The sequence below is a fragment of the Xanthomonas sp. NCPPB 3959 genome (assembly GCF_056675575.1).
The window spans coordinates 16,379-41,649 of the sequence record NZ_JBWWVR010000007.1 but is presented as its reverse complement, the minus strand read 5'-3'; the positions used below and the strand labels follow the sequence as shown (position 1 = coordinate 41,649).

General features: G+C 62.0%; 13 protein-coding genes. 5 read left to right on the top strand and 8 right to left on the bottom strand.

Annotation, left to right across the window (positions count from 1 at the left end; genetic code table 11):
• The first annotated feature begins 56 nt into the window (after positions 1-56).
• The 4 genes from AC1KVG_RS09860 (at position 57) to AC1KVG_RS09845 (ending at position 14,915) form a co-directional block, all read left to right on the top strand.
• Complete coding sequence (locus AC1KVG_RS09860; RefSeq protein ID WP_481094279.1) at positions 57-3,626, top strand: sensor histidine kinase; 3,570 nt, start codon at positions 57-59, stop codon at positions 3,624-3,626.
• Between the two features lie 79 nt (positions 3,627-3,705).
• A complete protein-coding gene (locus AC1KVG_RS09855; protein ID WP_481094278.1) occupies positions 3,706-7,245 on the top strand; it encodes a sensor histidine kinase in 3,540 nt (1,179 codons plus the stop codon).
• Between the two features lie 199 nt (positions 7,246-7,444).
• Positions 7,445-11,029 (top strand): hybrid sensor histidine kinase/response regulator, encoded by a 3,585-nt coding sequence (locus AC1KVG_RS09850; RefSeq protein WP_481094383.1) that lies wholly within the window; start codon positions 7,445-7,447, stop codon positions 11,027-11,029.
• Between the two features lie 364 nt (positions 11,030-11,393).
• On the top strand, positions 11,394-14,915 hold the full coding sequence (locus AC1KVG_RS09845) for a hybrid sensor histidine kinase/response regulator (protein ID WP_481094277.1): 3,522 nt from the start codon (positions 11,394-11,396) through the stop codon (positions 14,913-14,915).
• A gap of 75 nt (positions 14,916-14,990) precedes the next feature.
• Here AC1KVG_RS09845 and mdtD read toward each other — a convergent pair whose 3' ends face one another.
• Complete coding sequence (mdtD, locus tag AC1KVG_RS09840) at positions 14,991-16,412, bottom strand: multidrug transporter subunit MdtD (RefSeq protein WP_481094276.1); 1,422 nt, start codon at positions 16,410-16,412, stop codon at positions 14,991-14,993.
• A gap of 446 nt (positions 16,413-16,858) precedes the next feature.
• Here mdtD and AC1KVG_RS09835 point away from each other — a divergent pair, with 446 nt between their 5' ends.
• Entirely contained in the window at positions 16,859-18,391 is a 1,533-nt protein-coding gene (locus tag AC1KVG_RS09835; RefSeq protein ID WP_481094275.1) for a helix-turn-helix domain-containing protein, read from the top strand.
• A 17-nt stretch (positions 18,392-18,408) separates the two neighbouring features.
• Here AC1KVG_RS09835 and AC1KVG_RS09830 read toward each other — a convergent pair whose 3' ends face one another.
• The 7 genes from AC1KVG_RS09830 to AC1KVG_RS09800 all read right to left on the bottom strand — a co-directional run bounded on the left by AC1KVG_RS09830 (position 18,409) and on the right by AC1KVG_RS09800 (position 25,255).
• On the bottom strand, positions 18,409-19,668 hold the full coding sequence (locus AC1KVG_RS09830; RefSeq protein WP_481094274.1) for a hypothetical protein: 1,260 nt from the start codon (positions 19,666-19,668) through the stop codon (positions 18,409-18,411).
• Positions 19,669-19,893: 225 nt separating this feature from the next.
• Positions 19,894-20,517: a hypothetical protein gene (locus AC1KVG_RS09825; RefSeq protein ID WP_238601873.1), complete on the bottom strand. Its 624-nt coding sequence runs from the start codon at positions 20,515-20,517 to the stop codon at positions 19,894-19,896.
• Between the two features lie 47 nt (positions 20,518-20,564).
• Complete coding sequence (locus AC1KVG_RS09820; RefSeq protein ID WP_481094273.1) at positions 20,565-20,687, bottom strand: hypothetical protein; 123 nt, start codon at positions 20,685-20,687, stop codon at positions 20,565-20,567.
• Positions 20,688-20,730: 43 nt separating this feature from the next.
• Positions 20,731-22,662 (bottom strand): hypothetical protein, encoded by a 1,932-nt coding sequence (locus AC1KVG_RS09815; protein WP_481094272.1) that lies wholly within the window; start codon positions 22,660-22,662, stop codon positions 20,731-20,733.
• 33 nt (positions 22,663-22,695) lie between these two features.
• A complete protein-coding gene (locus AC1KVG_RS09810) occupies positions 22,696-23,382 on the bottom strand; it encodes a glycoside hydrolase domain-containing protein (RefSeq protein ID WP_481094271.1) in 687 nt (228 codons plus the stop codon).
• 173 nt (positions 23,383-23,555) lie between these two features.
• Positions 23,556-24,188 carry a hypothetical protein gene (locus AC1KVG_RS09805; protein ID WP_481094270.1) on the bottom strand — a complete coding sequence of 211 codons (633 nt, stop codon included), beginning with the start codon at positions 24,186-24,188 and terminating at the stop codon, positions 23,556-23,558.
• Positions 24,185-25,255, bottom strand: coding sequence for a hypothetical protein (locus AC1KVG_RS09800; RefSeq protein ID WP_481094269.1), 1,071 nt, complete (start codon positions 25,253-25,255; stop codon positions 24,185-24,187). The genes AC1KVG_RS09805 and AC1KVG_RS09800 overlap by 4 nt, the downstream gene beginning before the upstream one ends.
• Positions 25,256-25,271 lie beyond the last annotated feature (16 nt).

Genomic DNA, 25,271 nt, shown 5'->3' with positions numbered 1-25,271 from the left:
TGCGCTCGCAACGATCCGTTGCGAGCATGCGGGCTGGACGTGGAAAGGATGCCCACATGCGTGCGCTCATCGTTGTGCTTGTCTTGCTGCTTGGCGCTTTGCCATGTGCGGCGAAGATTCCCGAGATTCCCCGTTTCCGCATTGTAGGGCCTAGCGATGGACTTCCATCGACCATGGTGGTTGCGATCCACCAGGATCGTGCCGGTTATCTGTGGCTTGGCACCCTGGATGGCCTGGTGCGTTACGACGGCGCGGGATTCAGGACCTGGAGACACGATCCGAACGACCCTGCGTCGTTGCCCTGCAATGCGGTCCAGGCGCTGCATATCGATGCGCTGGACAGGATATGGATCGGCTGCGGCAAGACGCTGAGCGTCATGGATGCCGGACGACGCCACTTTCGCCACTATCGCACTGCGGACTATCCTTTGCTGAAGGACGGCGAGATCTACAGCATCGCTGCGTTCGACGGCGATATCTGGGCAGGGACCACGTCCGGCGCGCTGGTCCGCATCGATGCTGGTGGGACGATGTCGTCGGTGGATCTGGGCGCGGTCGATGGCGATCTTGACCAGGCCATGATCATGAATCTTGCAGCGGACAACCGGCAGCGGCTGTGGATCGCAACCAGTAATGGACTGGCTTATTACGACGGGAAACATCTGCGTCGCGAATATGTCCCAGACGAGCCGAACCGGCAGTCGGCCATTTTCGGTCTGCAATGGACCGGCGACCGTCTGTGGCTGGGCAGCGAGTCTGGATTGCATGTCATGGGGTCCAACGATCAATGGCAGCCGCTTCCCTGGGGAACGATGTTCGGTAGCGGCAACGAGTTCTGGGGCGCAGTGGCTGCTCAGGACGGCGAGTTCTGGCTAGGGAGCGGACGCGGTCTATGGCGGACGCGTGGCGAGCGTCCACCGGTCCCTGCCTTCAGCGGTGAGGGTCCGTTGTCGCGCCGTAATGTGGTCGGTCTGCTGGGAGCGGCCGATGGGGGGCTTTGGGTTCCGATGCATGGCACTGGCCTGGGGTATTTGCCGGCGGATTGGAAGCGCAGTGCCGTGCTCAAGCCCGCCGTGCCGACCGGCGATGCCATTTATTGCAATCTGGCACCCGCCACACGGTCTGGTGGTTTGTGGCAGGTGGATACAGACGGTCGCTTGTTGCGCGTTGATCCGAGCACGGGCGACACGTTTCAGACAGGATTGCAGTCGCCGCATCTCAAGGGCATGGAGCTGGTGTCGGCGTTGGAGGATCGTCTGCAGCGTGTCTGGCTGGGCAATTTGAGCTTTGGTCTCTCGCGGATGGATCTGCGCACTGGTGAGTTCATCCACTGGCCGTCCGATGGTCCCGAACCGGCATCCGCGCTGTCGGCGCCGGACTGGATCATCGAGCAGGGCGACACGGTGTGGATGGCATTCCTCGACATGGTGCAGCAGCGCGATTTACGTAGCGGCCGCGTCTTGCAGCGCATCACTCAGCAGGACCTGCATGGCCTCAGCGACATCGCTGTACAGCAGCTTGAACAAGGCCCCGACGGGCGTGTCTGGGCTGCGGGCGAGGGCGGCATGTTTGCCTGGGACGACACCTCTCGCCGCTTTGTGCCGGTTGCAGGTCTCGAAGGAACCCCGATCCAGGCGTTTGCCAGCCAATCGCCGGAGACGGTGTGGGTATACCGGGCCACCGGTGCGGAACAATGGAAAAAAACCGCAACAGGCTGGACGCGTGTGCGCCACGTGGGCGAAGCCGACGGGCTGGCCGGATTCGACGCCTCTGCAATGCAGATCGACCCGCATGGCAGGGTCTGGATTTCCAGCTTGCGTGGGCTCTGGCGGATCGATCCCTCGGTGACGCCGGCACGGCTGCGCAATATCGGCACGCGCGATGGGTTGACCAGTCAGGAATTCGTCCAGCATTGCCTGCTGATGGCGGGCGACACCTTGATCGGGGCGACAAGCGATGGCTCCACCGTGTTGCTGGATACCGCAATGCCCGATATCGCACCGTTTGTGCCCGCATTGCAGTTGGAACATCTCAGCGTGCTGCGTAATGGTGCACGCATCGCGTTGCCGATGGATCGCCCGTTTCAGCTGGGTCCCGGGGACCGGCAGTTGCAGATCGTCAGTCGTCTGCTGTCGTATAGCGATCCGCTTTCCAATCGTTATCGCAGTTTCTTGAAAGGCTTCGATACGGAGTGGCAGACCTCGGGCAACGCGGGGATCCGCGAATTTGCCAGTTTGCCTGCCGGCAACTACGAGCTCGCGCTGCAGGGTGTAGACCCCTTGGGTAATCGCTCGCCAGTGCGCACCCTGCGATTTACGGTCAATCCACCCTGGTGGCGCAGCGACGTCGGTATCGCGCTGATCTGCCTGCTTGGATTGCTGCTGAGCGCATTGCTTGCCGCCGCCTATCGCCGGCGTGTGCGCATGCGTGCGCAATGGCAACTTGCGCAGCACAAACGCGAGCTTGCCGAGCAGGCGTCGCAGGCCAAGACGCGGTTTCTTGCGACATTGGGGCACGAGGTGCGTACGCCGATGACCGGTGTGCTGGGGATGAGCGAGTTGCTGCTGCAAACACCGTTGGATGGACGTCAGCAGGGCTACGCCAGCGCAATCCAGTCGGCGGGCAAGCATCTGCTGCGGCTGGTCAACGATGCGTTGGATCTGGCGCGGATCGAGGCCGGTAAGCTGCCATTGGATTACCGCGATTTCGATTTGCGCCAGCTGATCAGGCAAGTGGCCGAGCTGGTGCGCCCGACTGCCGAGCAGAAGCAGTTGGTCTTCGAGTGCGAGCTGGAGGATGCGTTGCCGCCGGCACTGCACGGCGATGCCAGCCGGGTGCAGCAGATCCTGCTCAATCTGTTGTTCAACGCGGTCAAGTTCACTGAGCGCGGCAGTGTGAGTTTGCGTGTCTCAGTGCTGCCGCAAGGCCACAAGCAAGGCATCCGGATGGAGGTGCGCGATACCGGCCCCGGCATGAGTGCAGAACAGCGCGGGCGCCTGTTCCAGCGCTTCGAGCAGGCCGAAGGCGCACTCACGCTTGCGCGGCATGGCGGCAGTGGCCTGGGGCTGGCGATCTGCCGCGAATTGGCAGCGGCCATGGGCGGTGAAGTGACAGTCAGCAGCGAACTGGGGCAGGGCGCGTGTTTCGTGGTCGAACTGCCGTTGCGCTGGGTGGCTGCGTTACCTGCAGTGACGCCGAATGTGGCACGCACAACGCCGCTTCACGATCAGGCGCCGCTGCAGCTGCTGCTGGTCGAAGACGACCCCACCGTGGCGCAAGTGATTGTCGGCCTGCTGCAGACGCGCGGGCATCAGGTCACGCATGTGTTGCATGGTCTTGCGGCACTGGCCGAGGTGAGTACGCGCAGCTTCGATGCCGGCCTGTGCGACCTGGACCTGCCCGGCATCGACGGCGCGGCACTGGTGGCGCAGTTGCGCGCGCGCGGCGTGCGTTTTCCGATCGTTGCGGTGACCGCACGCGCCGACGCCGATGCAGAACCGCAGGCAATGGCGGCCGGGTGCAATGGGTTCTTGCGCAAGCCGGTCACCGGCGACTTGCTTGCGCAGGTACTGGCGCGCGCGCTTGCTGACGCCAGCGACGCACAGGAAGACCCGGTTGCCGACTAGGGGCGGCCGTGGCCAAGCAGGTACAGTGCAGTCCCGCCAGGGAGCGCGCGCAAGCGTGCAGGTGGCGATGGGGACAAGGATGAAGATGAAGAAGGTGCTGCTGTCGTTGCTTGCGCTCTTGTTGCTGCTGATCGGTGTGGATGCGTTGGCGGTGAACCAGATCGAGACCCCGCGCATGCGCCGGTTCGGGCCGGTCGAAGGCCTGCCTTCGCGCATGGTGCTGGCCTTGGCGCAGGACCGGCAGGGTTATATCTGGGCGGCCACCAGCGACGGTCTGGCGCGCTATGACGGCATCGGCTTGCAGGTGTGGCGGCATGATCCGGCCGATCCGCGATCGATTCCCGGCAACCAGGTGGAAACGCTGCTTGTCGATGATCGCGACCGGGTCTGGATCGGTGCCAATGGCTCGCCGGTGGGCATGCTGGATGCAGGGCGCAAGGATTTCGCGCAGTTTCCCGAGATCACCGAAACCTGCGTGGGGCAGGTGTGGTCGTTGGCGCAGGCGCAAGGAGCGATCTGGATCGGCACCAGCGATGGTGGCTTGTGCCGGCGCGAAGAAAACGGCCGCATCACCGCATTTCATGCAACGCCCGATGCAGCGGACGGTTTACCCAGCGACACCATTCTGAGCATGGTGACCGACGCGCGCGGCCGGCTCTGGATTGCCACGGCCAGTGGTCTGGTGATGCGCGACGGCGAGCGCTTCGTCCGCATTGCGCCGACGCAATTGAGCACGGCCGTGCTCAAGCTGAGCAAGGATCCCGACGGTACGCTGTGGGTAGGCAGCAGCAAGGGTTTGTACCGCGTGACAACGGCAGGTGTGCTGGAGCCGGCGCCCTGGGCCGGGTCGGCCGCCGTGCGTGCCGGCACTGTGGTACACGATGTCCATGGCGGTTACTGGGTCGGCGCAGCCGATGGTTTTTTTCGAGTAGCACCCGGCGAAACTGCGCTGCGAGTGATGGAAGGCGATCGTGGTAGTGGGTTTCTTACCGCGCACAGCGGTGTGCTCGATGTCATGCAGGACCGCCAGGGCGGCCTGTGGCTAGGGATGATCTCGCAAGGTATGGCGTACCTGCCGCCGGATTGGCAGCGCTTCTCGACATTCTTCGAAACACTGGGAAAACCTCTGGAAAGCCTGTATCTGGTGAACGTTGCCGCAGATGGTGAACGTTTTCTGGTGACCACGGGCGAGGGGGTGTATCGGGTCAGCGAAGACGGTGCAGTAGTGCCGGTGGTGCATAGCGATGCGCTGGGTGGCGGTTCGGTGCAATCGGTGCTGCCGGCAGGCGATGGCAATCTGTGGATCGCAATGCGCGAGGGCATCACGCGCTATACCCCTGCCACGGGCGCGCGCCGCGACTTTCCTGTGGATGTCGGCACGCCCGATATCCACCGCGTGGAGCTGATGGCAGCCGGTATCGATGGCGAGTTCTGGCTATCGATCGTGCAGGGCGGCGTGCAGCGACGTGCGGCGGATGGACATGTGCTGGCGACATTCCGTTTCGGCGCCGATCTGGGCATGGACGACGACATGGTGCAGCAGTTGTTAGTGCGGCCGGATGGGAGTGCATGGGCGGCGACCGGCTATGGACTGTGGGTCTGGCAGGGCGAACGCTTTCGCAAAGTAATCGGCGATGGACATGAGGTCTACGCACTGGCTTTTGTATCGCCACACGAGTTCTGGGCGGGGCGCTCTGGCGCGTTGGAGCGCTACAGCTGGGATGGATCGCAGGCGCGGCTACTGGAGCGCATCGGGCGCGCGCAGGGGATTCCGGCAACGGACATCCGTGGCTTGGCATTGGGCGGTACAGACACGGTGTGGGCCACTACTTCACGTGGCCTGCTCGCCTATCGGCGCGGGCAGCCGCGGATCCACATGTTCGGCCAACGCGATGGCCTGCCCGACAGCGAATTCTCGATGCGTCCACCGGTCACCGGCCCCACTGGACAAGTATTGGCGCTGACCACCAGCGGCATCGTGCTGTTCGACCCATCGCGGCCGTTTTCCGCCGCGCCATCGGCACGGCTGGTGATCGAATCGGTGCAGGTGCGCCGTAACGATGCCGAGCGCTCGCAGCCGGTCTCTCACAAGGTGCCGATGGTGCTGCAGGCGCGCGATCGCGATCTGCGTATCAGTGCGCGATTGCTGTCGTTCGTCGATCCGGCCTCTGCGCATTATCGTTACCGCATCGACGGCTACGACGAACGCTGGGTGGAGCAGGGCGCTGGCGGCGAACGCGTGATTTCGCGCTTGCCGCCCGGCGACTACCGCATCGAAGTGCAGGCGCGTGCCGGCGAGGGCGACTGGGTCGCTGCACCGACGTTGCAGCTGGAAGTTCGCCCGCCGTGGTGGCTGAGCACACCGGCGCAGCTAGTGGCCGCGTTGCTGTGCGTGCTGCTGTCATGCCTGGGTGTGTGGGCCTGGCGGCGCCGCGTGCGGCGCCAGCAGGAATGGGTGCTGGCACAACAACGCCAACAGCTTGCCGAGCAGGCCTCGGTGGCCAAATCGAACTTTCTTGCCAACCTGGGACATGAAGTACGCACGCCGATGACCGGTGTGCTCGGCATGAGCGAACTGCTGCTGGCCACGCCACTGGATGCCAAGCAGCGCAGTCACGTCGACGCGATCCGCAAGGCCGGTGCGCATCTGCTGCGGTTGGTCAACGATGCACTGGATCTGGCGCGTATCGAAGCCGGCAAACTGGAGCTGGTGCAGCAGCCGTTCGACCCGGCGCAACTGACCCAGGAACTGGCCGATTTCATGCATCCGATCAGCGAAGCGCGCGGATTGCGCTTTCACTATCGCAATCAATTGCCTGCGCAGTTGGTCGTGCTGGGCGACGCGACGCGGGTACGCCAGATCCTGATCAATCTGCTCGGCAACGCGATCAAGTTTTCCGAACGCGGCGAGGTTTCTCTCACGGTCAGTCGGCATGGCGAGGTGCTGCGTTTCAAGGTGCGCGATTCCGGGCCGGGCATCGGCCCGGAGCAGCAGAAGCGCTTGTTTCAGCGATTCGAACAAGCCGATGGCGCGCGCACCAGCGCTCGCTACGGCGGCAGCGGCCTGGGGCTGGCGATCTGCCAGGAACTCACCGTGGCGATGAAGGGCGCGATCCGCGTGCGCAGCAGGCTCGGCGTCGGCACCCAGTTCAGCGTGGACCTGCCGTTGCCGATCGACCGCTCCGGCGTGCGCATCGCTTCTGGCGAGCTGGGCGCGGTGGCCGGTGAGTCGTTGCGCATCTTGCTGGTGGAAGACGACCCGACCGTGGCCGAGGTGATCTCCGGCCTGCTGATGGGCCGTGGGCATCGGGTGGTGCATGCCGCGCATGGGTTGGCGGCGCTGTCGGAGGCGGTCGATGGCGGTTTCGACATCGCGCTGCTGGATCTGGATCTCCCCGGCCTGGATGGATTTGCGCTGGCATCGCAACTGCGCCGGCTCGGGCATGGGTTCCCACTGCTCGCAGTCACCGCGCGTGCCGACGGCGATGCGGAGCGCCAGGCGCAGGCCGCAGGTTTCGATGGATTCCTGCGCAAGCCGGTCACCGCCGATATGTTGGTTGACGCGATTGCGGCGGCGCGGGTACGCGCCGATACGCAGCCGATGCCCTTGAGCGGTTGAGATAGCTGGCTAGTGGTAACTGTCTTAGACCAACCCCGCCGCTGCGCTTCAGAGTAAAAGCTCGAACACGACGCCTGTCCAATGACCTAGATTGCCAGGATCGCAGCTTCGCGTGTTGCCAGCATCGCGCCCGGTCCGCACTATGCGTTCAAAGGAAAAACAAGAAGGCATGCTGCAACCACGCTCTCCCTTCCGTCGCATGCTTGCGACCAATCTGATTGCGCGCTGCAGGCTGCTGCTGTGCCTGGTTCTGATATGCGGCTGGCCGACGTTGGTGCTGGGCGGTGTGCCGGCGTTGCCGCAGCCGCGTCAATTGACGGTGGCCGATGGGCTGCCATCCAACGTAGTGTATGGGTTCGACGAGGACGAAAACGGCTATCTGTGGTTGGCCAGTAGCGATGGGCTGGCCCGCTACGATGGCCGCAATTACCGCATCTGGCGCATCGAAGAAGGGCTGCGTGATAACCAGGTCTGGGCTGTCCACGTCGACAAGCGCAACCGTGTCTGGATCGGTACCGGCATGGCCGGTCTGGCCATGCTGGATTCCTCTCGTAGCGCCTTCACCTTCTACGATGGCGCGCGCTACCCGGAACTGCGTGGCGCGGCAATCTGGAATATCAAATCTACCGAAGATGGCAGCATCTGGTTCGGTACCGAAATAAACGGGCTGTATCGACTGCAACCGGATGGATTACTGGATCATTTCGTCCATCGCGCTGACGATCCGCGCAGTGTGCCCAATGACGCCATCTATCGACTCGAAGTGGACGCGAAGGGCACCTTGTGGGTTGGCACAGCCGATGGCGTTGCGCACTGGACCGGCAAGGATTTCGAACGGCAGGTCTTTCCGGATGGTACTGAGCAAATCATCACGCGGCTCACTGCAGATCGGGATGGCAGTGTCTGGATCGGCACCAGCGACGACAAGCTGTTTCGGCGTGACCCTAATGGCAGCTTGAGTCCGCATCCCTGGACCGCGCCTTCGCAATATCCGGTCCTTGGCGTATTACTACGGGATCAAGACGGCAGTTACTGGCTCGATACATTGGCCGGGCTAGGTCACGTGATCGACAAGGATGTGCGCAATGTGCCGTTGTATAGCCTCTCAGCGCATGGTCGCATCCGTCCCAATTGGGAGTCCGCTTATCAGGACCGCGAAGGCGGAGTGTGGTTTGCCAGCCCCAATGGTGGACTCTGGCATCTGCCGTCGAACTGGCGCCGTTTTGCAGTGGTATTCAACCTCATGGACGATGGCGGCCAGGGCGGAAATCTCGCAACGCAAGCTGCGGCCAAGTCACGGGATGGCCGGATGTGGCTTGTGGGCACGGCGGGCGTGCTTGAGCGCGTTGATCCGGGCATCGGCAAGATCGAGCGGGTGCTGGCGAGCTTCGGCACGGAGAGCTGGGCCAACAGTGTGCTGGAGGATCGCAAAGGCAGGGTCTGGGTTGGTCAATACGCCGAGCTGGCGCGTTTCGATCCGGCAAACGGCCAATTGCTGAGCTGGAAAGACGGCGCAAGCGGGGCGCGCTCCGAGAGTAAAGATGCCGCCTTAGATGCCTCGCAGGACATTTTGCAGCAGACCGGCGACGGACACATATGGATAAACACCGCAGTGGGGTTGCAGGAGCGCGACGAGGACGGGCATGTCATACGGACCGTGCTGCGTGGCAGTCACGGACTGTATCGCGATCAGGTCGTGCACGAACTACAGACCGGCCCGGAGGGAAACCTATGGCTTGCGACTAATCGCGGTTTGCTCCAGTGGAATGCGAGCAACGCGCGCTTCGAAACGATTTCGGGCGCACCCAATGAACAAATTTTCACTCTCCGCTTTAGCGATAATCAAGTCGCCTGGTTGGCCGGCCTGGGGAAACTGCACCGCTATCTGTTGAAAAATGGGGCGCTGCAGCACCTGGATACCGTCGGTGCCGAGCATGAGTTTCCGGCGCTGGCGCCGAATGGTTTGGTGATCGATCGCGATGGCGTGGCGTGGTTGTCCAGCATGCGCGGGCTGATTCGGGTGGATTCAGCGACCCATGGCGTGCGTGTATATGGCGTACATGACGGCTTGCCCAATCCGCAGTTTGTGCCACGCTCGTTGGTGCAATCTGCCAAGGGTTTGATCGTTGGAGCAACGCCGGACGGGCTAGTGATCTTTGACCCGGCTGAGCTGAAGCCGAGTGATCGCCGTGTACCGCTGGTGATTGAACGGGTGGGCCTGCGTCGCGGCGAGCGCGGGCTGGACCTCAGCCATATCCAGCCGCTGGTGGTCGAAGACGGCGATCGCGATCTGCACTTCGTTGCACGGCTGCTCAGTTTCGCCGACTCCGAATCCAACAGCTACCGCTTCCGTTTGAGCGGCTACGACCCGGACTGGATCGACGTTGGGCCGAGCGGCGAGCGGCTGTTTTCGCGGTTGCCCTCAGGGCATTACACGCTAGAAATACAGGGGCGCACTGCCGAAGGCATCTGGTCGGCGAGCCAGACGCTACGCTTTCAGGTGCTGCCGCCGTGGTGGCTGGCGCCCTGGGGACTGGTCTTTTTGGGTCTGCTCGCGCTATGCGTCATCGCCGCGGCGGTGCTGTGGTATCGCCATCGCCTGCGTCGCTTGAATGCCTGGCAATTGGCCGTGCACAAGCAGGAACTGGCTGAGCAAGCCTCGCTCGCCAAGACACGTTTCCTGGCCACGCTCGGCCACGAAGTACGCACGCCGATGACCGGCGTCCTTGGCATGAGCGAGCTGTTGCTCAAGACTTCGCTGGACAACAAACAGCGTAGCTACACCGAATCGATTCGCCGCGCCGGTGCGCATCTGTTGCGGCTGGTCAACGATGCGCTGGACCTGGCGCGGATCGAATCCGGGCGTCTTGAGCTGGATCTGCAGCCGTTCTCGGTACGCCAACTGATCGCGGAAGTCGAAGGCTTGATGTCACCGCTGGCGCAGGAGCGCAGGCTGCGTTTCAGCCTGGAAGTGGGCCTGCTCGGCGACATCACTGCCAGCGGCGATGTCACCCGTATCCGGCAGATTCTGCTCAATCTGCTCAGCAACGCGATCAAGTTCACCGAGCGCGGCGTGGTCGGTTTGAAGCTGACCACGCTGGGCTCGTATCAGGGCCTGCGTTTCGAGGTAGCCGATACCGGGCCGGGTATCAATGCCGAGCAAAAGGCACGTCTGTTCCAGCGTTTCGAACAAGGTGATGGCGCCAGGACCACCTCGCGCTACGGCGGCAGCGGCCTGGGCCTGGCGATCTGCCGGGAACTGGCGGTGGCGATGGGTGGGCATATCGAAGTGATCAGTCGCCTTGGCGCCGGCACGCGCTTCGTGGTCGATCTGCCGCTGCGTTGGGTCGCCTCGAATGCCACGCTCAGCAGTGAAGTGGAGCGTGCTCGTGCTGCAATCGATCCGCTGCGCATCCTGCTGGTGGAAGATGACCCCACCATCGCCGAGGTCATCGTCGGCCTGCTGCGTTCGCAAGGCCACTCGGTGGTGCATGCGGCACACGGGCTGGCCGCACTGACCGAGGCGGCCGACAACACTTTCGACCTTGCCTTGCTGGATCTGGATCTGCCGGGCCTGGATGGCTTCGCGCTGGCGCGTCAGCTGCGCGTGTTCGGCTACGACATGCCGCTGGTTGCAGTGACCGCGCGCTCTGATGAAGCCGCCGAGCCGACCGCCGAGCAAGCGGGATTCGACAGTTTCCTGCGCAAGCCACTCACCGGCGACATGCTTGCCGACACAATTGCCGAGGCGTTGCGAAGCGTGCGTCCGCGCGGGGACGGATAGAGCGGATGCCCAGTCAGTGGAGACAAGTGGTGTTCGGGCGTCGTGCGGCGCCTTCGTCGGGTAACGGGCAGCTTGAACAGCGATGCGTCGTGCCGGCGATCTTCCGGGGCGTCCGGGTCGTTTCGGCTGGACGCAGTCCTGTGCGCCGACTGCGGCAGACAGCGGATGGACCTGTGACGCTGCCGTATCGGTTGTGGGCATGGGAAAGATGAGCAGCAGTGGAGCTACAAGCGGGCCCGGGCTTGCCCGCACTGCGCTTGGCCCGCACTATGCGGCGACTTGTCGTGAAACGTGTCCAGTGCGCCTTTTTCTGTGTTTTTCCTATTGGTTGATTGCTGCGGTGGCGCTGCTTCCGTGCGTTACAGTGCGACCTGCACTTGCGACCCCGGGCGCGCTGCTCACGCCGGTACCCAGCCAGGTCACGGTCGCCGACGGGCTGCCGTCGGACACCATCAGTGAACTTGCCGAAGACAAGCAGGGCTATCTCTGGCTCGCCAGCGATGACGGACTAGCTAGATTTGATGGGCGCAACTATCGCATCTGGCGGATGGAAGACGGGCTGACCAGCAACGCGATCTGGACCATTTGCGTCGATGGCGACAATCGGGTGTGGATGGGTTTCGAGAATGGCGGTGCCGGCTTTCTGGACGCCAAAACACGCGCGTTCACACGCCTGCAGAATGCGCAATTCCCGGAGTTGGCCGAAATTACGGTGTGGGCGCTGGCACAGACTCCGAACGGCGACATCTGGCTTGGCACCGCTGCCCACGGACTGTACCGGTGGCGTCCCGATGGCAGCATGCAGCGATTTTCCAACGTGCCCGGCGACTCCGCCAGTCTGCCGTCCGACAGCGTGAACGGGTTCGAGGTCGCGCCCGACGGGACCTTGTGGATTGGAACCCCTGGAGGGCTGGCTCGCTGGGATGGTGCGCATTTCGAGCGAGTGCCGCTTCCTGGAACCACGCAAGCCGTCAATCGGTTGTACATGGAGCGCAGTGGCGACACGCTTTGGATCTCGGATATCGCAGGTGACGCGTTTAGCATAAACGCCAACGGCCAGGTCAGCCTTCAGCCATGGAAAAACGCGGCCAGCAAGCAGCGTGTCCTGGGTATCCTGCTGCATGATCGTGGCGGGCGTTACTGGCTGGACACTAACGGCGGCATCGCCCTGTCTTCTGCAGGAACCGACTTCAGCAGCGTGCCGATCTACAGCTTGTCGGCGCATGGTCTGGTCAGGCGAAACTGGATCACAGCTTACGAAGATCGGGAGGGCGGGCTGTGGTTTGCGGCGCTTGAAGGCGGTCTGTGGCACCTGCCTCCGCATTGGGACACCTTTGCGGTGCTTGCGCACTACAGCGATGATCCGCAGTCGCTGGCCAATCCCTCCGTGCTGTCGACAGCGCCTTCGTCTTCGGGCGGTGCCTGGTTAGCTGGTAGCCGGGGCGTGCTGGAATATCTCGATCCGACCACCGGCCAACTGCAGAAGCATCTGGCGAAAATCGACGGAGTTCGTCCGCCAGACTCCATGCTCGAAAGCAGGCGCGGGTTCGTCTGGATCGGGGTACAAGGATCGTTGGTCCGCTACGACCCGCGGACGCGACAAGTCAAACGCTGGCAACTGCGGGAAGATGTGGAACCCGATCCCGACGGTGCCGCGGACCGACCGAGTTGGATGGCAGAGGACGCGCAGGGCCGACTGTGGGTGACTGTGCTGGAGCATGGTCTGCAAATCCGCAACGAAGATGGACAGTTGCTTCGGACCATCGTCAATGGCAGTCATGGACTGGAAGCATTGACCATTCTGGACATACGCCTTGGTCCCGACGGTCAGATATGGCTGAGCAATAACGCCGGTCTAAGGCGCTGGGACCCCGCTGCCGACCGATTTATCCCCGTCGACGGTGCGCCGTCCGTGCCGACCTATCTTTTCCGGCTTGGCGAGGGTGGCGTGGTCTGGACCGGGTTGGCGGGCGAGATACGCCGATATCTGTGGGATGGAAAGCAGCTCAAGCACCTGGATACCGTCGGAAAAGACCAGGAGTTTCCGATGGTGGCGCCCAATGGAATGGTGGTCGATGCCAGGGGAGTGGCCTGGGTGTCCAGTCAGCGCGGCCTGATCCGGATCGATCCTGGCAGCAGATTGGTGCGTGTGTATGGGGTGCACGATGGGCTCCCCAATCAGCAGTTGCTAATCAACACACTGGTGCAGGCGGGCAGCGGGCAGATCGTTGGCGCGGCGCCTGATGGCGTCGTGGTGTTCGATCCGGCCACGATGCGACCCAGCACACGCAGACCGCCATTGATTATCGAGCGAGTGGGCTTGCGGCGCGGGGAGCGTGGGCTGGATATCACCGGACAGGAGCCGCTCACAATGCAGGACGCCGATCGCGATCTTCACATCGTTGCGCGCCTGCTCAGCCTGGCTGATTCCGAGTCCAATAGTTACCGCTTCCGCCTCAGCGGCTACGACCCGGACTGGATCGACGTCGGGCCAAGTGGCGAGCGGCAGTTTTCGCGTTTGTCGCCGGGTCACTACACGCTGGAAATTCAAGGGCGCACCGCCGAGGGCATCTGGTCGGCGAGCCAGACACTACGCTTCCAGGTGCTGCCGCCGTGGTGGCTGGCGCCCTGGGGATTGGTCTTTTTGGGTCTGCTCGCGCTATGCGTCATTGCCGCGGCGGTGTTGTTGTATCGCCGTCGCCTGCGTCGCTTGAATGCCTGGCAATTGGCGGTGCACAAGCAGGAAATTGCCGAGCAGGCCTCGCTCGCCAAGACACGTTTCCTGGCCACGCTCGGCCACGAAGTACGCACACCGATGACCGGTGTGCTGGGCATGAGCGAGTTATTGCTCAAGACCTCGTTGGACAACAAGCAGCGCAGCTACACCGAATCGATCCGGCGTGCCGGCGCGCATCTGCTGCGGTTGGTCAACGATGCGCTGGATCTGGCGCGGATCGAATCCGGGCGGCTGGAACTGGATCTGGAGCCCTTTTCGGTGCGCCAACTGGTAGCCGAAGTCGAAGGCCTGATGGCGCCACTGGCGCAGGAGCGCGGCCTGCGTTTCAGCCTGGAAGTGGGCCTGCTCGGTGATATCACGGCCAGCGGCGATGTCACCCGCATCCGCCAGATTCTGCTCAATCTGCTCAGCAACGCGATCAAGTTCACCGAGCGCGGCGTTGTCGGGCTCAAGCTGACCACGCTTGGCTCGTATCAAGGTCTGCGTTTCGAGGTGGCCGATACCGGGCCGGGCATCAATGCCGAGCAAAAGGCGCGTCTGTTCCAGCGTTTCGAACAAGGCGACGGCGCCAGGACCACCTCGCGCTACGGTGGCAGCGGCCTGGGTCTGGCGATCTGCCAGGAACTGGCAATGGCGATGGGGGGGCATATCGAAGTTATCAGTCGCCTCGGCGCCGGCACGCGCTTTGTCGTCGATCTACCGCTGCGTTGGGTCGCCTCCAACGCCACGCTCGGCGGCGAGGTGGCGCGTGCCGGTGGAGCGGTCGCCCCGCAGCGCATCCTGCTGGTGGAAGACGACCCGACCATCGCCGAGGTCATCGTTGGCCTGCTGCGTTCGCAAGGCCACTCGGTGGTGCACGCACCGCACGGGCTGGCCGCACTGACCGAAGCGGCCGACAACACTTTCGACCTTGCCCTGCTGGATCTGGATCTGCCGGGCCTGGATGGCTTCGCTCTGGCGCGGCAGCTGCGCGTGTTCGGCTACGACATGCCGCTGATTGCAGTAACCGCGCGTTCTGATGAAGCAGCCGAGCCTACTGCCGAGCAAGCCGGATTCGACAGCTTCCTGCGCAAGCCGCTCACCGGCGACATGCTCGCCGACACCATCGCCGAGGCGTTGCGAAGCAAGCGCCCGCGCGAGGAGATTTAAGAACTATTACCGCACTTGAACTCCCGGGTGGTGATTCGCTCACGTACTGCACCAGGTACTGCCGCACACGTATGGCTACTCGGCAACTTCTTCCACATGTTTGGGATGCGGCCGTGTTTCGGCCAGCTGCCAGAAGATCAATGTCGAGGACAAGGTGATGCCGCCCACGCACAGGAAGGTGGCATGCAGCGCTGCGGTGGCGCCGTGGCTGTCGCCCAGATGCGTGTTGAAGGCGGCCAGCAGACTGCCCGCCGCCGCCGCGCCGAAGCCGGTGGCCAACATCATCACCATCGACAGCAGGCTATTGCCGGGGCTGGCCTGGTCGCGGTCCAGATCACGTAAGGTGACGGTATTCATGACGGTAAATTGCAGCGAGTTCACCGCGCCAAAGCACGCCAGCTGCACCAGCCGCAGCCATAGCGGTTGACCGACATCGATCAAGGCGAAGCTGGCCATCGCCAGTCCCACCAATACGGTGTTGAGCATCAGGATGCGGCGGTAACCGAAGCGGCCGACCAACTTGACTGCGGCGCGTTTGGCGACCATGCCGGCCAGCGCCACCGGCACCATCATCAGCCCCGCATGCATCGGGCTCATGCCCAGGCCCACCTGCAATAACAGCGGAATCAGGAACGGCATCGAGCCGCTGCCCACGCGCGCAAACAGGTTGCCCAAAATACCGATGCGAAAGCTGGCCACCTTGAACAAGGCCAGCGGAAACAACGCCGCCGGCGCGCTGGCCGCATGCAACCAGTAACCGGCCAACGCCGCCAGCCCGCCGATCGCCAGCAGCATCACGAAGGCGTGGCGCAGGCCGAGTTCGGAGATGCCGTCCAAGGCCAGCGACAGCGCCACCATGCCGAACGCCAGCATCAGATAGCCGATGAGATCGAAGCGCTTGCGCGCATCGCCATAGTGATCCGGCATGATCTTGAGTGCAGCGATAAACCCGATCGCGCCGATCGGCAGATTGATCAAGAACACCCAGTGCCAGGAGGCGACTTCGACCAGATATCCGCCCAAGGTGGGGCCGATCAGCGGACCGATCAGTGCCGGAATCGCGATGAAACTCATCGCACGCAGGAAGTCGGCGCGCGCCACCGTCTTGAGCACCGCCAGGCGGCCTACCGGCAGTAACATCGCGCCACCGATGCCCTGCACCACGCGCGCTGCCACCAGCTGCGGCAACTGTTGCGCGGCCGCGCACAACAACGAGCCCAGCGTGAAAACGATGATCGCGGCCAAGAAGGTGCGCCGGGTGCCGAAGCGATCCGCAATCCAGCCCGATGCGGGGATGAACATCGCCACCGCCAACGCATAACTGAAAACCACCGACTGCATCTGCAGCGGGCTTTCATGCAGGCTCGCCGCCATCGACGGCAACGCGGTGTTGACGATGGTCGCATCCAGCATCTGCATGAAGATTGCCAGCGACACCAGCCACAGCAACGGCTTGATGCTGTCGTAGTCACGTAAGACGGGAACGGGCTGAGACATGAGCATCGTCGTAGGGAGGACGACGCATTATCCCCGCGCCACTGTGCAGAAAGTCGCAACGGCATGCGGTACGCCGTTGCTTGAGTCCGTCGCAGCGATGTATCGCTGCATCGGCAATGAATGAGACGAACCTCACCCAATTGAATGTCAGGCCAGCCACACGTCACGAATCGTCGGGACAGGGCAGTGGCGGCGTGCTAATGCCCGATATGGCTTGCGACAAGCGGTTGATTCGCTGGCGAATCTCTTACGCCTCAAACGGGTCCAGCCAAGGCAAGCAAGGGTTTCCCTGCGTTGCGATGGATCGATCGAGCGGGAGGCGAGGGGAGCGTTGAACCTAAAGAGCGGAATTCATTTCTTGGAGCTTTGCCGACGGTCTGGTCAGGGATGGCGCGACTTGGGTATGGCCGCCTTCTGAGCGCGCCAGTGATCAGGTCGGACATTCCATGGAAAAGCAGGTCTTCAATCTATTACAGCGCGGCTATCTCCCAGGCGATCGCTTGGCGGCAATGCTCGGCAAGATTGTTGCGGAATTGGCACAGAGCGAGATATTGAATGGCGCGACATGCGAGTTTTTCGGAGTGGAGGAAAGCGATCTGCCTGCTTCGGATCAGGCGGACAACCAAGCAACGATGAAGCGTTGTTTTCCCGTCCAGCACGCCAGGCAGGTGCTCGGTACGCTGCACGTGACCCAGGCCCACGGCGGCATGACCACGCAAGCGATGATGCTGTGTCAGCAGATCGCAAAGTGTTGTGCTTATCTGATCAAGCGCGATGCAGCGCGGACCTTGGCGGAAGATCGGCTCGCTCGATCATTGATGATAACGGGGGTCTGCGAAGACGTCTGGATGATCGATGCGTTCATCGAGCAGGCCGCAGACAGTCGCTTGCCAGTCATCGTGCGCGGCGAGTTCGGTACCGAGAAGGAGGAAGTGGCGGTTTTGCTGCATGCAACTGCGCCCTGGCGAGAGGGGTCGTTCGTTGCGGTTGACTGCGCCGCGCCCGACGACACGCCGGCAATATGGTTCGAGCGCGCGGCGGGAGGAACGCTGTTCCTGCAGGGCGTGGACGAGCTCGACGACGCGCTACAGCGTCAGCTTGCTGGGCATCTTCGGGGTAGATACACACCGTGGGCTGTGTCGGGCTACGAGGCCTTGCCGCGGGTGATCGCCTCCACGACCGCCGATCTGTCGCGCCGCGTGCGTGCGGGGCGCTTCTCACGCGCGCTGCTGTCGCAACTGGATGTCCTGGCAATCGAGCTCGCGCCGTTGCGCAAGCGGCGGGCAGATATCGTCTTTCATGTCGAGCACGTGCTGGAACGGCATGGCCTAGATCATGGTCAGGTGGTCACCGAAGTGCTGATGGACGCTTTGACCCACTACCCATGGCCGGAAAACCTCCAGGAGCTGGAGCGGGTGGTGCTGCGCCTGGCGGTCATGACCGCCGGCAGGCCGGTCGGCAGCGCCGACATCCAGCGCCACGCACCGCGTCTGTTGGAAGGCCGGGAGCAAGACACGCAGCGCGATGGGCGCGCCACGGTGTCGCGACAGGCCGATCCTCCGGCAGAGCCCACGCCGCCGGAAACGCCTGTCGACTGGATCGACGGCCTTCCGCATCGCCCCGGCCAACGTCTCGCTAGCCTGCACGACGCGCTGCGGCGTGCCCTGGTGCATCTGGGCGAGCACTACGCCGAGCCGCTGACCCTGGGCGACCTGGCCAGGCAGGCGCACGTCAGCCAGTCGCATCTAGGCTTCCTGTTCCGCGACGAACTGGGTACCCCGTTCAAACCGATGCTGCAGCAGCTCCGCATCGAAAAGGCCAAGGAGCTTTTGCATCAGCAACGGAAATTGCGCATCACCGAGGTGGCGCTGAAGGTGGGCTTCGGTGATCTGAGCCATTTCGAGAAGAGCTTCCGACGGCTGGTCGGGGTGAGCCCGCGTGAGTTCCGTAACGCCCATATCGCAGTTGGGACTGACTAGCCGCAAATGCGACGTTCTTACAAGCCTCGTACTGGGTCCCTCTCGTGACCCAGTACGGAGTCGTATACCTGGTAGAGGCGGCCAGTGGTGACCGGAAGCGGGCTTTGAATCAATGCCGCTGCAATTAGCAGTTCGGCCTCTTCAATGGCATTCGCAAACTGCTTGACATAGAGGTCGCGGTGATGCCAATTCACGAAAACCGGAGGCTGCCGTAACATCGGCAATGAGCCCAGCCCCACCCCCCAGTAGCCGGAGCCGACCCCCACATTTCTGTCCGTGCTTCCCCAGGCATGTTCGGGAAAGGTGTAGGTGTGACTACGCATCGCAACGTAGCCTTCATTGTCCCTGAGTATCTCGTCGTATAGACCAAGTAATTCCATATCATTGAGGTTCAGGCACGACTCGAGCTGAGTCCCGTTGCTTTTTAAAAATTCTTCCGCCAAATGTCGCACGACCTTTCCCGGCGCTGAGAAGCTCTGTGCGCCCTTGTTTACCCCATTTGCGAAGGCGTTTCCGGTCAGTGTGGCGTGCCTGCCTGGTAGCGACAGCAACCTGTTGCTCTCTGGCACATCCGGAATGATCGGGGCGAATCCCACGGATCTCTCATCTCGCGCATATACCGCAAAATAATTGAGGACATTGGCGCCCAAGGTGGTCCTGCTGGCCTGGAAATTTCCGGGGCCCGGCACAGGATCCACTGCAAAGATGTTGACGGGAATATCGCCAAGTTCTGGGTCTGCGCGCATTGCGTTCGCCATCATGTGGCAAGTTACGGCGCCGCGGCTCCAGCCGACCAGGTTCACGCAGGTAGGCAACGGCGTCTGCAGGATCCGCGCCCTCTCATTCTGCAAGGCTTGCGGCGTGATCTTCCGGTCTGGCTTGCGAAAGACCCCGCCGAAGTCGATGGGCATGTCATGGCCTGTCGGCCTGGCCTTGACCATTTCATTACGAAGAATGCGCCTTTCCGTATCCGTCATCTTGGTGCGCATGTAGGTGGGATCCTTCTTGATCACCGCAATCGCATGCTTGACGTTCTCCTCCCAGCCTGCACCAAGGACGATTCCTCTGGGCTTTAGATAATATCCCGGACGGGTCCATTTGTGATCTTCCTGATGGTTTCCGCTGCCTGGCCCGTCTGCGAGGATCCAGTCGTCAAACTCGATTCCCTGATGATTGCGTGCCAATGTCGAGATGAGCTCGCCATTCAGATAGTTTGCGCTATTGCAGTCTTCGCTGTTTGAGCCAGTTCCGCAGAAAAAAACTGTGAAAACAGACATTATGATCGCCTCCAAGCTTTCTGATTAATAAAGCCTGCGTCCCTTCGGATTGGGATGACAACAGGGTGCGATATCGCGGCATGGCGCTGCGAGGTGGGTATCCTGGAATCCTCCAGGGTAGGCAATGCTCTGGAAGGTGGTAGGCGGGTATCGATGATGTTGGTCGATTTGATTTTCGCCAACTGATACGTTCCCAGTCCACGGAAAGCGAGTGGCTTTGATGGTCTATTGGAATCCGCCCATCATGTTCTGCATCAGGTGGCCCTGTAGTGAATCCTCGACTTTTGTCAGCTGAGAAACATAGTTGGAGTAGTCGTTTGTTGAGTCGAGAAGGTAGTTTATGAGGATCGTAAGAGATGCAAGAACACAGTTGAAGCTGTTGAATCCGTCTCCACTCCTCAATGCATAAACGTTAATTTGCGACGACGCCACATCGAACCATTGTGGGAAATTCTCGGCATCTTCCGCAGTCACCGGTATCTCGAAACTGATGCAGGTAGGGTCGCTCAGCATGGCAACGTCGTCCTGCCAATGGCCGCCTCCCCCTTCGCCGAAGAACGCCCAGGGGTAGCCCGTCACGTTTGGCACAAGTCCTCTCACGAGTTGGACCTGCCCGCCGACACGGGAAATAACAGCCGTATGCCCGGTAAACTGCTCCAGCAGTGGGGAGCGCGATAATCTTGAGGATCCGATTCCGAGATTTTGCTCGGTCCAGGAGATCAGTCCACGGTCGGGGTTGACTTCGTAGCGCATGTTTGGCGAATGGTTCCACCATCCCTGATGGCGCGACATGCCCACGATGCCGACGGAATTGTCTTGTCCTGACATCGAGTTGAGTAGCACTGTCATCTCACATCTCCTTTCATGACGAAACGGAACATGCCTACCGGCCTGTCTCAGCGCCAGGTCGAGCGCGCCATGACAGCAATCCTGTTGCTGATACGGTGGTCTGCGGCTTGCCGTTCAATAGGCAGCGGCTGAATGCCGCCAGCGATGGGTTCGTAGAACAGTTCGCTCACAGGAAGACCCGGGGCGAGGGCTTGCGCATGGATGTGTTTGCACTTAATACAGCCGTGAGTGCTCGGACAAAGCGTTTTGAATAAACTCGTATTGCAGCCCCAATTGTCTTCGCAGTACGTAGCCTTCGGTCAATGCGATAGCCGCTTTGCGTTGTGCTTGTATATCCAGTAATGATGCGTGGCATCTTTTAAGGTCCTTTCCGACAGGGTGGAATGGCGCCTCATATGGGGTTGCGCTGGTGAGGGTGATCAAGCCCAACACCGTGTTCTCGTTATACAAGGCAAGCGTCGTTTCATGGCTGATGTTTCCCGGTCGCGGGGTGCTGTGTCGATGCATGCGTATAAACGGGAAATCGTCAAGCGATCTGGAAAAGTCTGCTAATTCCAGCTTCATCTGGTTCTCGTAAGGGATGCGAACTACAGCGGCCATGTCCATGCCAAGGAATGGAAATCGTTCAACATCGATGTATGGATGTCTCTTGAGTAAATCGATCAACGCAAGGTCGTCGCTGAACGCCGCTGATAGCGGTGGTAGTTCAGGAAATGCAGTGCGATGAATTCGGTGGACCAACGCTTGTAGGGTGCCGCGTGCGTGCGCAATGCGTTGCAGCGTTGCCGTGTCGGCATTGAGCGCTTGATCGGCGAGACTGCGTCGGGGATCAAGGGAGATGCTCCTTAATTCGACTGATGTCATCAATTCCTTCATGAGCCTGCTGGGATCTTCATCCTTAAATGTTCTCCCGGCGATGGCGTTGAGTATCGTCAGGAAATGTGTGCGGTAGGGGTCCTGTTGGTCTGCTTGCGCCATATCGCTTTTCCTGCTTGCCTGGTCAAACAATATGGTTGAGTCGTGTAGGCTAATAAAACGCTTCTCGTACTCGCTCCGCGTTTGCTTGTGCCGCGAATTGCTGTCGGCAATTTTGCACAGTGCTATCATATTTTCGCGGAAGTGGTAATCCAGGCTTGGGAGCGATAGCTTTCCGAGCGCCGGATCCCTGCTCATCGGTCGATAACGTTCAAGGTCGGACCAGGCCATGATGGCGTCGATCGTATCGGGCCTCAGGATGGTTATTTCGATAAGCTTCATCAGTACATGGTGAGTGCTTACATCATCCTTGCATGTTGTGTCTTCTCCCTCGATGTTGTGTTTGTTCCATCGAGAATGGCTGGCGTCCGCTCCTGCTGAACCTCGCTCGAAATGCCAGGTGTATGCGAGGCGATAAGTTCTACTGAAATGTCCTCGGTTTCTGGTCAGAATGCTTGGTGTGGGTGTTGTTGGAGCTCCGCTGTTTTTGGATTCTGTCCCGGGATTGCCCTTTCCAAAGTGGTCGAGTAAGCGTTTATCGACGTTTTTGGGTGCCCAGCGTTGAGCGTATGGTTTCAGATCAGGTGAGTCGAATCTAGGAGGATTTTGTGTGCGTTCTAGCTGGTCGCAAATTAGGTTTGTCGCGTGAAGCGTTCCGCTTCTGGTATCAAGAAGGTTTATCGTTCGGACGCCAAAATGCTGATTCGGCGTCCCTGCAGGATCGATTTTAAGCCTGATCTGAGTGTCTCGATGCAAGCCGCGCGCAACCTGCATGCGAGCGGCAGTTAATTCATCGGAAACGATCTTTTTCGCCTGTCTGTAGCAGTTTCCTTGAGCTCTTGCCGGAAGCCATGGGTTGACGAGAATTTGCATCTTCCATCCCGAAGTACCGTTATGTAGCGGATCGGTGTCCTCGCTCAGGCAGGCATTGAGTGCATTGCTTCCTGTGAGATGGATGCGCACGAGGCACCGACCCAGGTGCGGGGTCTGCTTGGTCACTATGCAGTCGTCCTCGGTCTGATTGAGGCCGCTGATGCGTTTGTCCAGTTGTGTCAAGGTTTGAATGACCGCATAGCGAACGTTGGGATATTGCTTGGCATCGTTGATCGATGTGGTGAGTGCCCGGCTGGCGGCACGGTGCTTTTCACGCTCTTGTTCGCATTCATGCATTCGGCTTCTCCTTGACGCAGAACGCAGACGCAATCACGGCACGCTTGGATCGGCATGGGTCGAATAGCTGAGGTCGACTTCAAGTCCGTCGCAGGGCGTGCCGGGAAGCGACAGCACCGCATCCTGTTCGTATTGCCAGAGCAGGGCTTGGGAATAGCCGCAGCCGGCCGGGTCGCCTGCCTGGATGTGTTGGATGTCGCCGGCATAGCGATGACGGCCTGCCATCGAGACGCGCCAGGCCCAGACGCGTTGGGATGGGCCGGGGCCGATCCGCGACAGCAATTCCACTGCGCGCGCGTGCGAGCAGTACAGGCCTGGCGAGTAGCCACGCTCCGCCAGCGCGGCGATCCACATGCGGATGTAGTCGATGGCTGGTTGGGGCGGGCTGCCGCCATCTTCCCAGTCGAGATAGACGACCGCACCCTGGGGAAAGCCTTCACTGCGTGCCAGCGCTGCGGCCTGTGCGCCGTCGATGCTGCCCTGTCGGGCGGTGACTTCGTGCGAACCGGGGCCGACCGTCTGCTGGCCGAGGTAGACGGGGGCCAGGCCCCAGCCCTGCGCGATCAACGCGTCACGTTGGCCCATCCAGCCGGTATCGGCATGGCTTGGTGCGGGCGCCAGATAGTAGCCGCACCACGTCAGGCCGGTCTGCGTTTTGAGCCACTGCAGCGCGGGAAGTCCTGGGAATTGATCGGTGTCGAAGCCTGCATAGAACGTCATGTCGGAATTCCTTCGGATCGAGCGTTGGCTGGACCGGGTCGAGATTGCCGGCGCAAGCGGGCCGCGCTGTTTGGTTGCCTTGGCGGTGGAGAATCGGGTGACCGGCCTCTGAAGAGACCGGATGGTTCACCGTAAGAACGGGCGTCAACGCAACGCCGAAACGCATCGATTCATCAACTGCTTGTTCCGTCGCCAGTGTTTGGATTGGCCGACGACGTTGCCGCCATCGCCTGCTCGGCCTGCTGCTGTGCGGCGGCGACCGCAGCGGCGGCGGCCTGGTCGGCCTGCTGCAATGCTTGCGTTGCGCTATCGGCAGCCTGGCCGTTGCCGGCTGCGGCAGTCGCCGCGGTTGCGGCCTGCATCGCCGCCTGCACTGCCATGTTGCTGGCCGCCATCGCTTGATCGATCTGGGCTTGCGCCGCTTTCAGCGCGGCCTCTGCTTGCGACAACGCGGGCGCTTGCGCCGTGGTGGAGGTAGCCGCGACTGCGGTCTGAGCCGGCGGCGTGGGCTGGGTATCGTCGGACATGCTGGTGTCTCCTGAAGGGGAAGCGGGATGGAGTGGGGCAAGGGCATCGGTGCGCGATGGCTGGATCGTTACCGTGAGTGGTGCGGTATCGGGCGGGCGCTGCGCTGCGAGCGTGCGCAGCATTTCGCCCAGTGCGTATTCGGCTTGCGTCATGGTCTGGCGTGCGGCCGCCAGGGCGGCTGCGCGTCCTGCGTGCACTGCGTCGCGAGCCGCGTCGGCGGCGCTGATCGCAGGCGGGGCCTGATCGGTGGCCGCGGGAAGCGAGCTCGATGCGTTCATTCCGAGGCCTCCGTCTCCGCAGCGGGCGGCGGGCTGTTGGGCGCGGGTGCCGCACCGAAATCGCGTAGCGAGATGACGCCGTTGTTGACCTGCAGCAGCGCAGCCAGGGCGTCGTTGTGCATGGAGAACATGCAGCTGCTGCCATCCTGGCCCAGCACCCCACGGCTGGGCCGGCTGGCTGCCAGGAATGCCTGTGCCGACTGCAGGTAGAGGCGGATCGCGTCGCCTGCCGCCTGGTCGTCGCCGTCGCCTCGGTAGCGTGTGTGCTGGACGATCTGCTGGGCCGCCAGCGATAGCCGCGCGAAGCCGATCTGGCGACCGCGTGCCAGCCATTCGGCAACGCTGCGTTCAACCTCGTTGGGCGAAGGCAGCCCCTGGACCTGTGGGCAATCCAGGGTGGTGAACAGCTGCGGCAACAGCGTCTGCAGTGCCGATGCTGCCGCATGCGCGCGTTCGTCCACAGCTGCGATCGTGGCGGTGCAGGCCAGATAGAAGCGGTAGTAATCGCAGAATTCCAGCGGCGTCCGCGCCTGCTCGATAGCGAATGCTGCTGCCTCCTGCTGCAGTGCCGGCGTCACGTTGGCTGGCGGCGCGTCTGCGGCCAGTTGGCGTAGCGCCAGGCTTTCTTCCAGGTCCAGCGACTGGAACACGCCGGCGCCATCGACCTTCAACTGTGTCAGCAGGCTGCGGCCTGCGGCCAGGTCGCTTGCGGTGTACAGGGCGTTGTCGCGAAAGATCCGCTGCAGCTGCGCCTTGACCACCGAACCGGTGTCGCCGGCTTCGGCTTGCGCCAGCGTGCCCAGGTCGGTCGGGCTCAAGGTCATCAGCTTGACCGGGCTGACCTTCAGCTCCAACTGTGGCAACAAGGCCAGGCGCGAGCCATGCAGGCCTTGCTGCACTTCGTCGAGCAAGCTGCTCTCGTCGGGAAAGTCGTAGCGCACACCGGGCGACTGGATCGCCCAGGCCAACCATTGCGTGCCTCCATCGATGAAGGCCAGGCACTGCCTGCCCAGCGTCGAGAGCATCGTGGGCATCGAGATCAGGCGGCCTGCGATCGAAACGGACATTGCGTGACTCCTTGTG

Excerpts from the sequence above, each read along its gene's own strand:
- AC1KVG_RS09855 (WP_481094278.1), top strand. The coding sequence starts at position 3,706 with ATGAAGATGAAGAAGGTGCTGCTGTCGTTGCTTGCGCTCTTGTTGCTG.
- AC1KVG_RS09815 (WP_481094272.1), bottom strand. The coding sequence starts at position 22,662 with ATGCATGAATGCGAACAAGAGCGTGAAAAGCACCGTGCCGCCAGCCGG.
- AC1KVG_RS09835 (WP_481094275.1), top strand. The coding sequence starts at position 16,859 with ATGGAAAAGCAGGTCTTCAATCTATTACAGCGCGGCTATCTCCCAGGC.
- AC1KVG_RS09825 (WP_238601873.1), bottom strand. The coding sequence starts at position 20,517 with ATGACAGTGCTACTCAACTCGATGTCAGGACAAGACAATTCCGTCGGC.
- mdtD (WP_481094276.1), bottom strand. The coding sequence starts at position 16,412 with ATGTCTCAGCCCGTTCCCGTCTTACGTGACTACGACAGCATCAAGCCG.
- AC1KVG_RS09860 (WP_481094279.1), top strand. The coding sequence starts at position 57 with ATGCGTGCGCTCATCGTTGTGCTTGTCTTGCTGCTTGGCGCTTTGCCA.
- AC1KVG_RS09850 (WP_481094383.1), top strand. The coding sequence starts at position 7,445 with ATGCTTGCGACCAATCTGATTGCGCGCTGCAGGCTGCTGCTGTGCCTG.
- AC1KVG_RS09800 (WP_481094269.1), bottom strand. The coding sequence starts at position 25,255 with ATGTCCGTTTCGATCGCAGGCCGCCTGATCTCGATGCCCACGATGCTC.
- AC1KVG_RS09830 (WP_481094274.1), bottom strand. The coding sequence starts at position 19,668 with ATGTCTGTTTTCACAGTTTTTTTCTGCGGAACTGGCTCAAACAGCGAA.
- AC1KVG_RS09810 (WP_481094271.1), bottom strand. The coding sequence starts at position 23,382 with ATGACGTTCTATGCAGGCTTCGACACCGATCAATTCCCAGGACTTCCC.
- AC1KVG_RS09805 (WP_481094270.1), bottom strand. The coding sequence starts at position 24,188 with ATGAACGCATCGAGCTCGCTTCCCGCGGCCACCGATCAGGCCCCGCCT.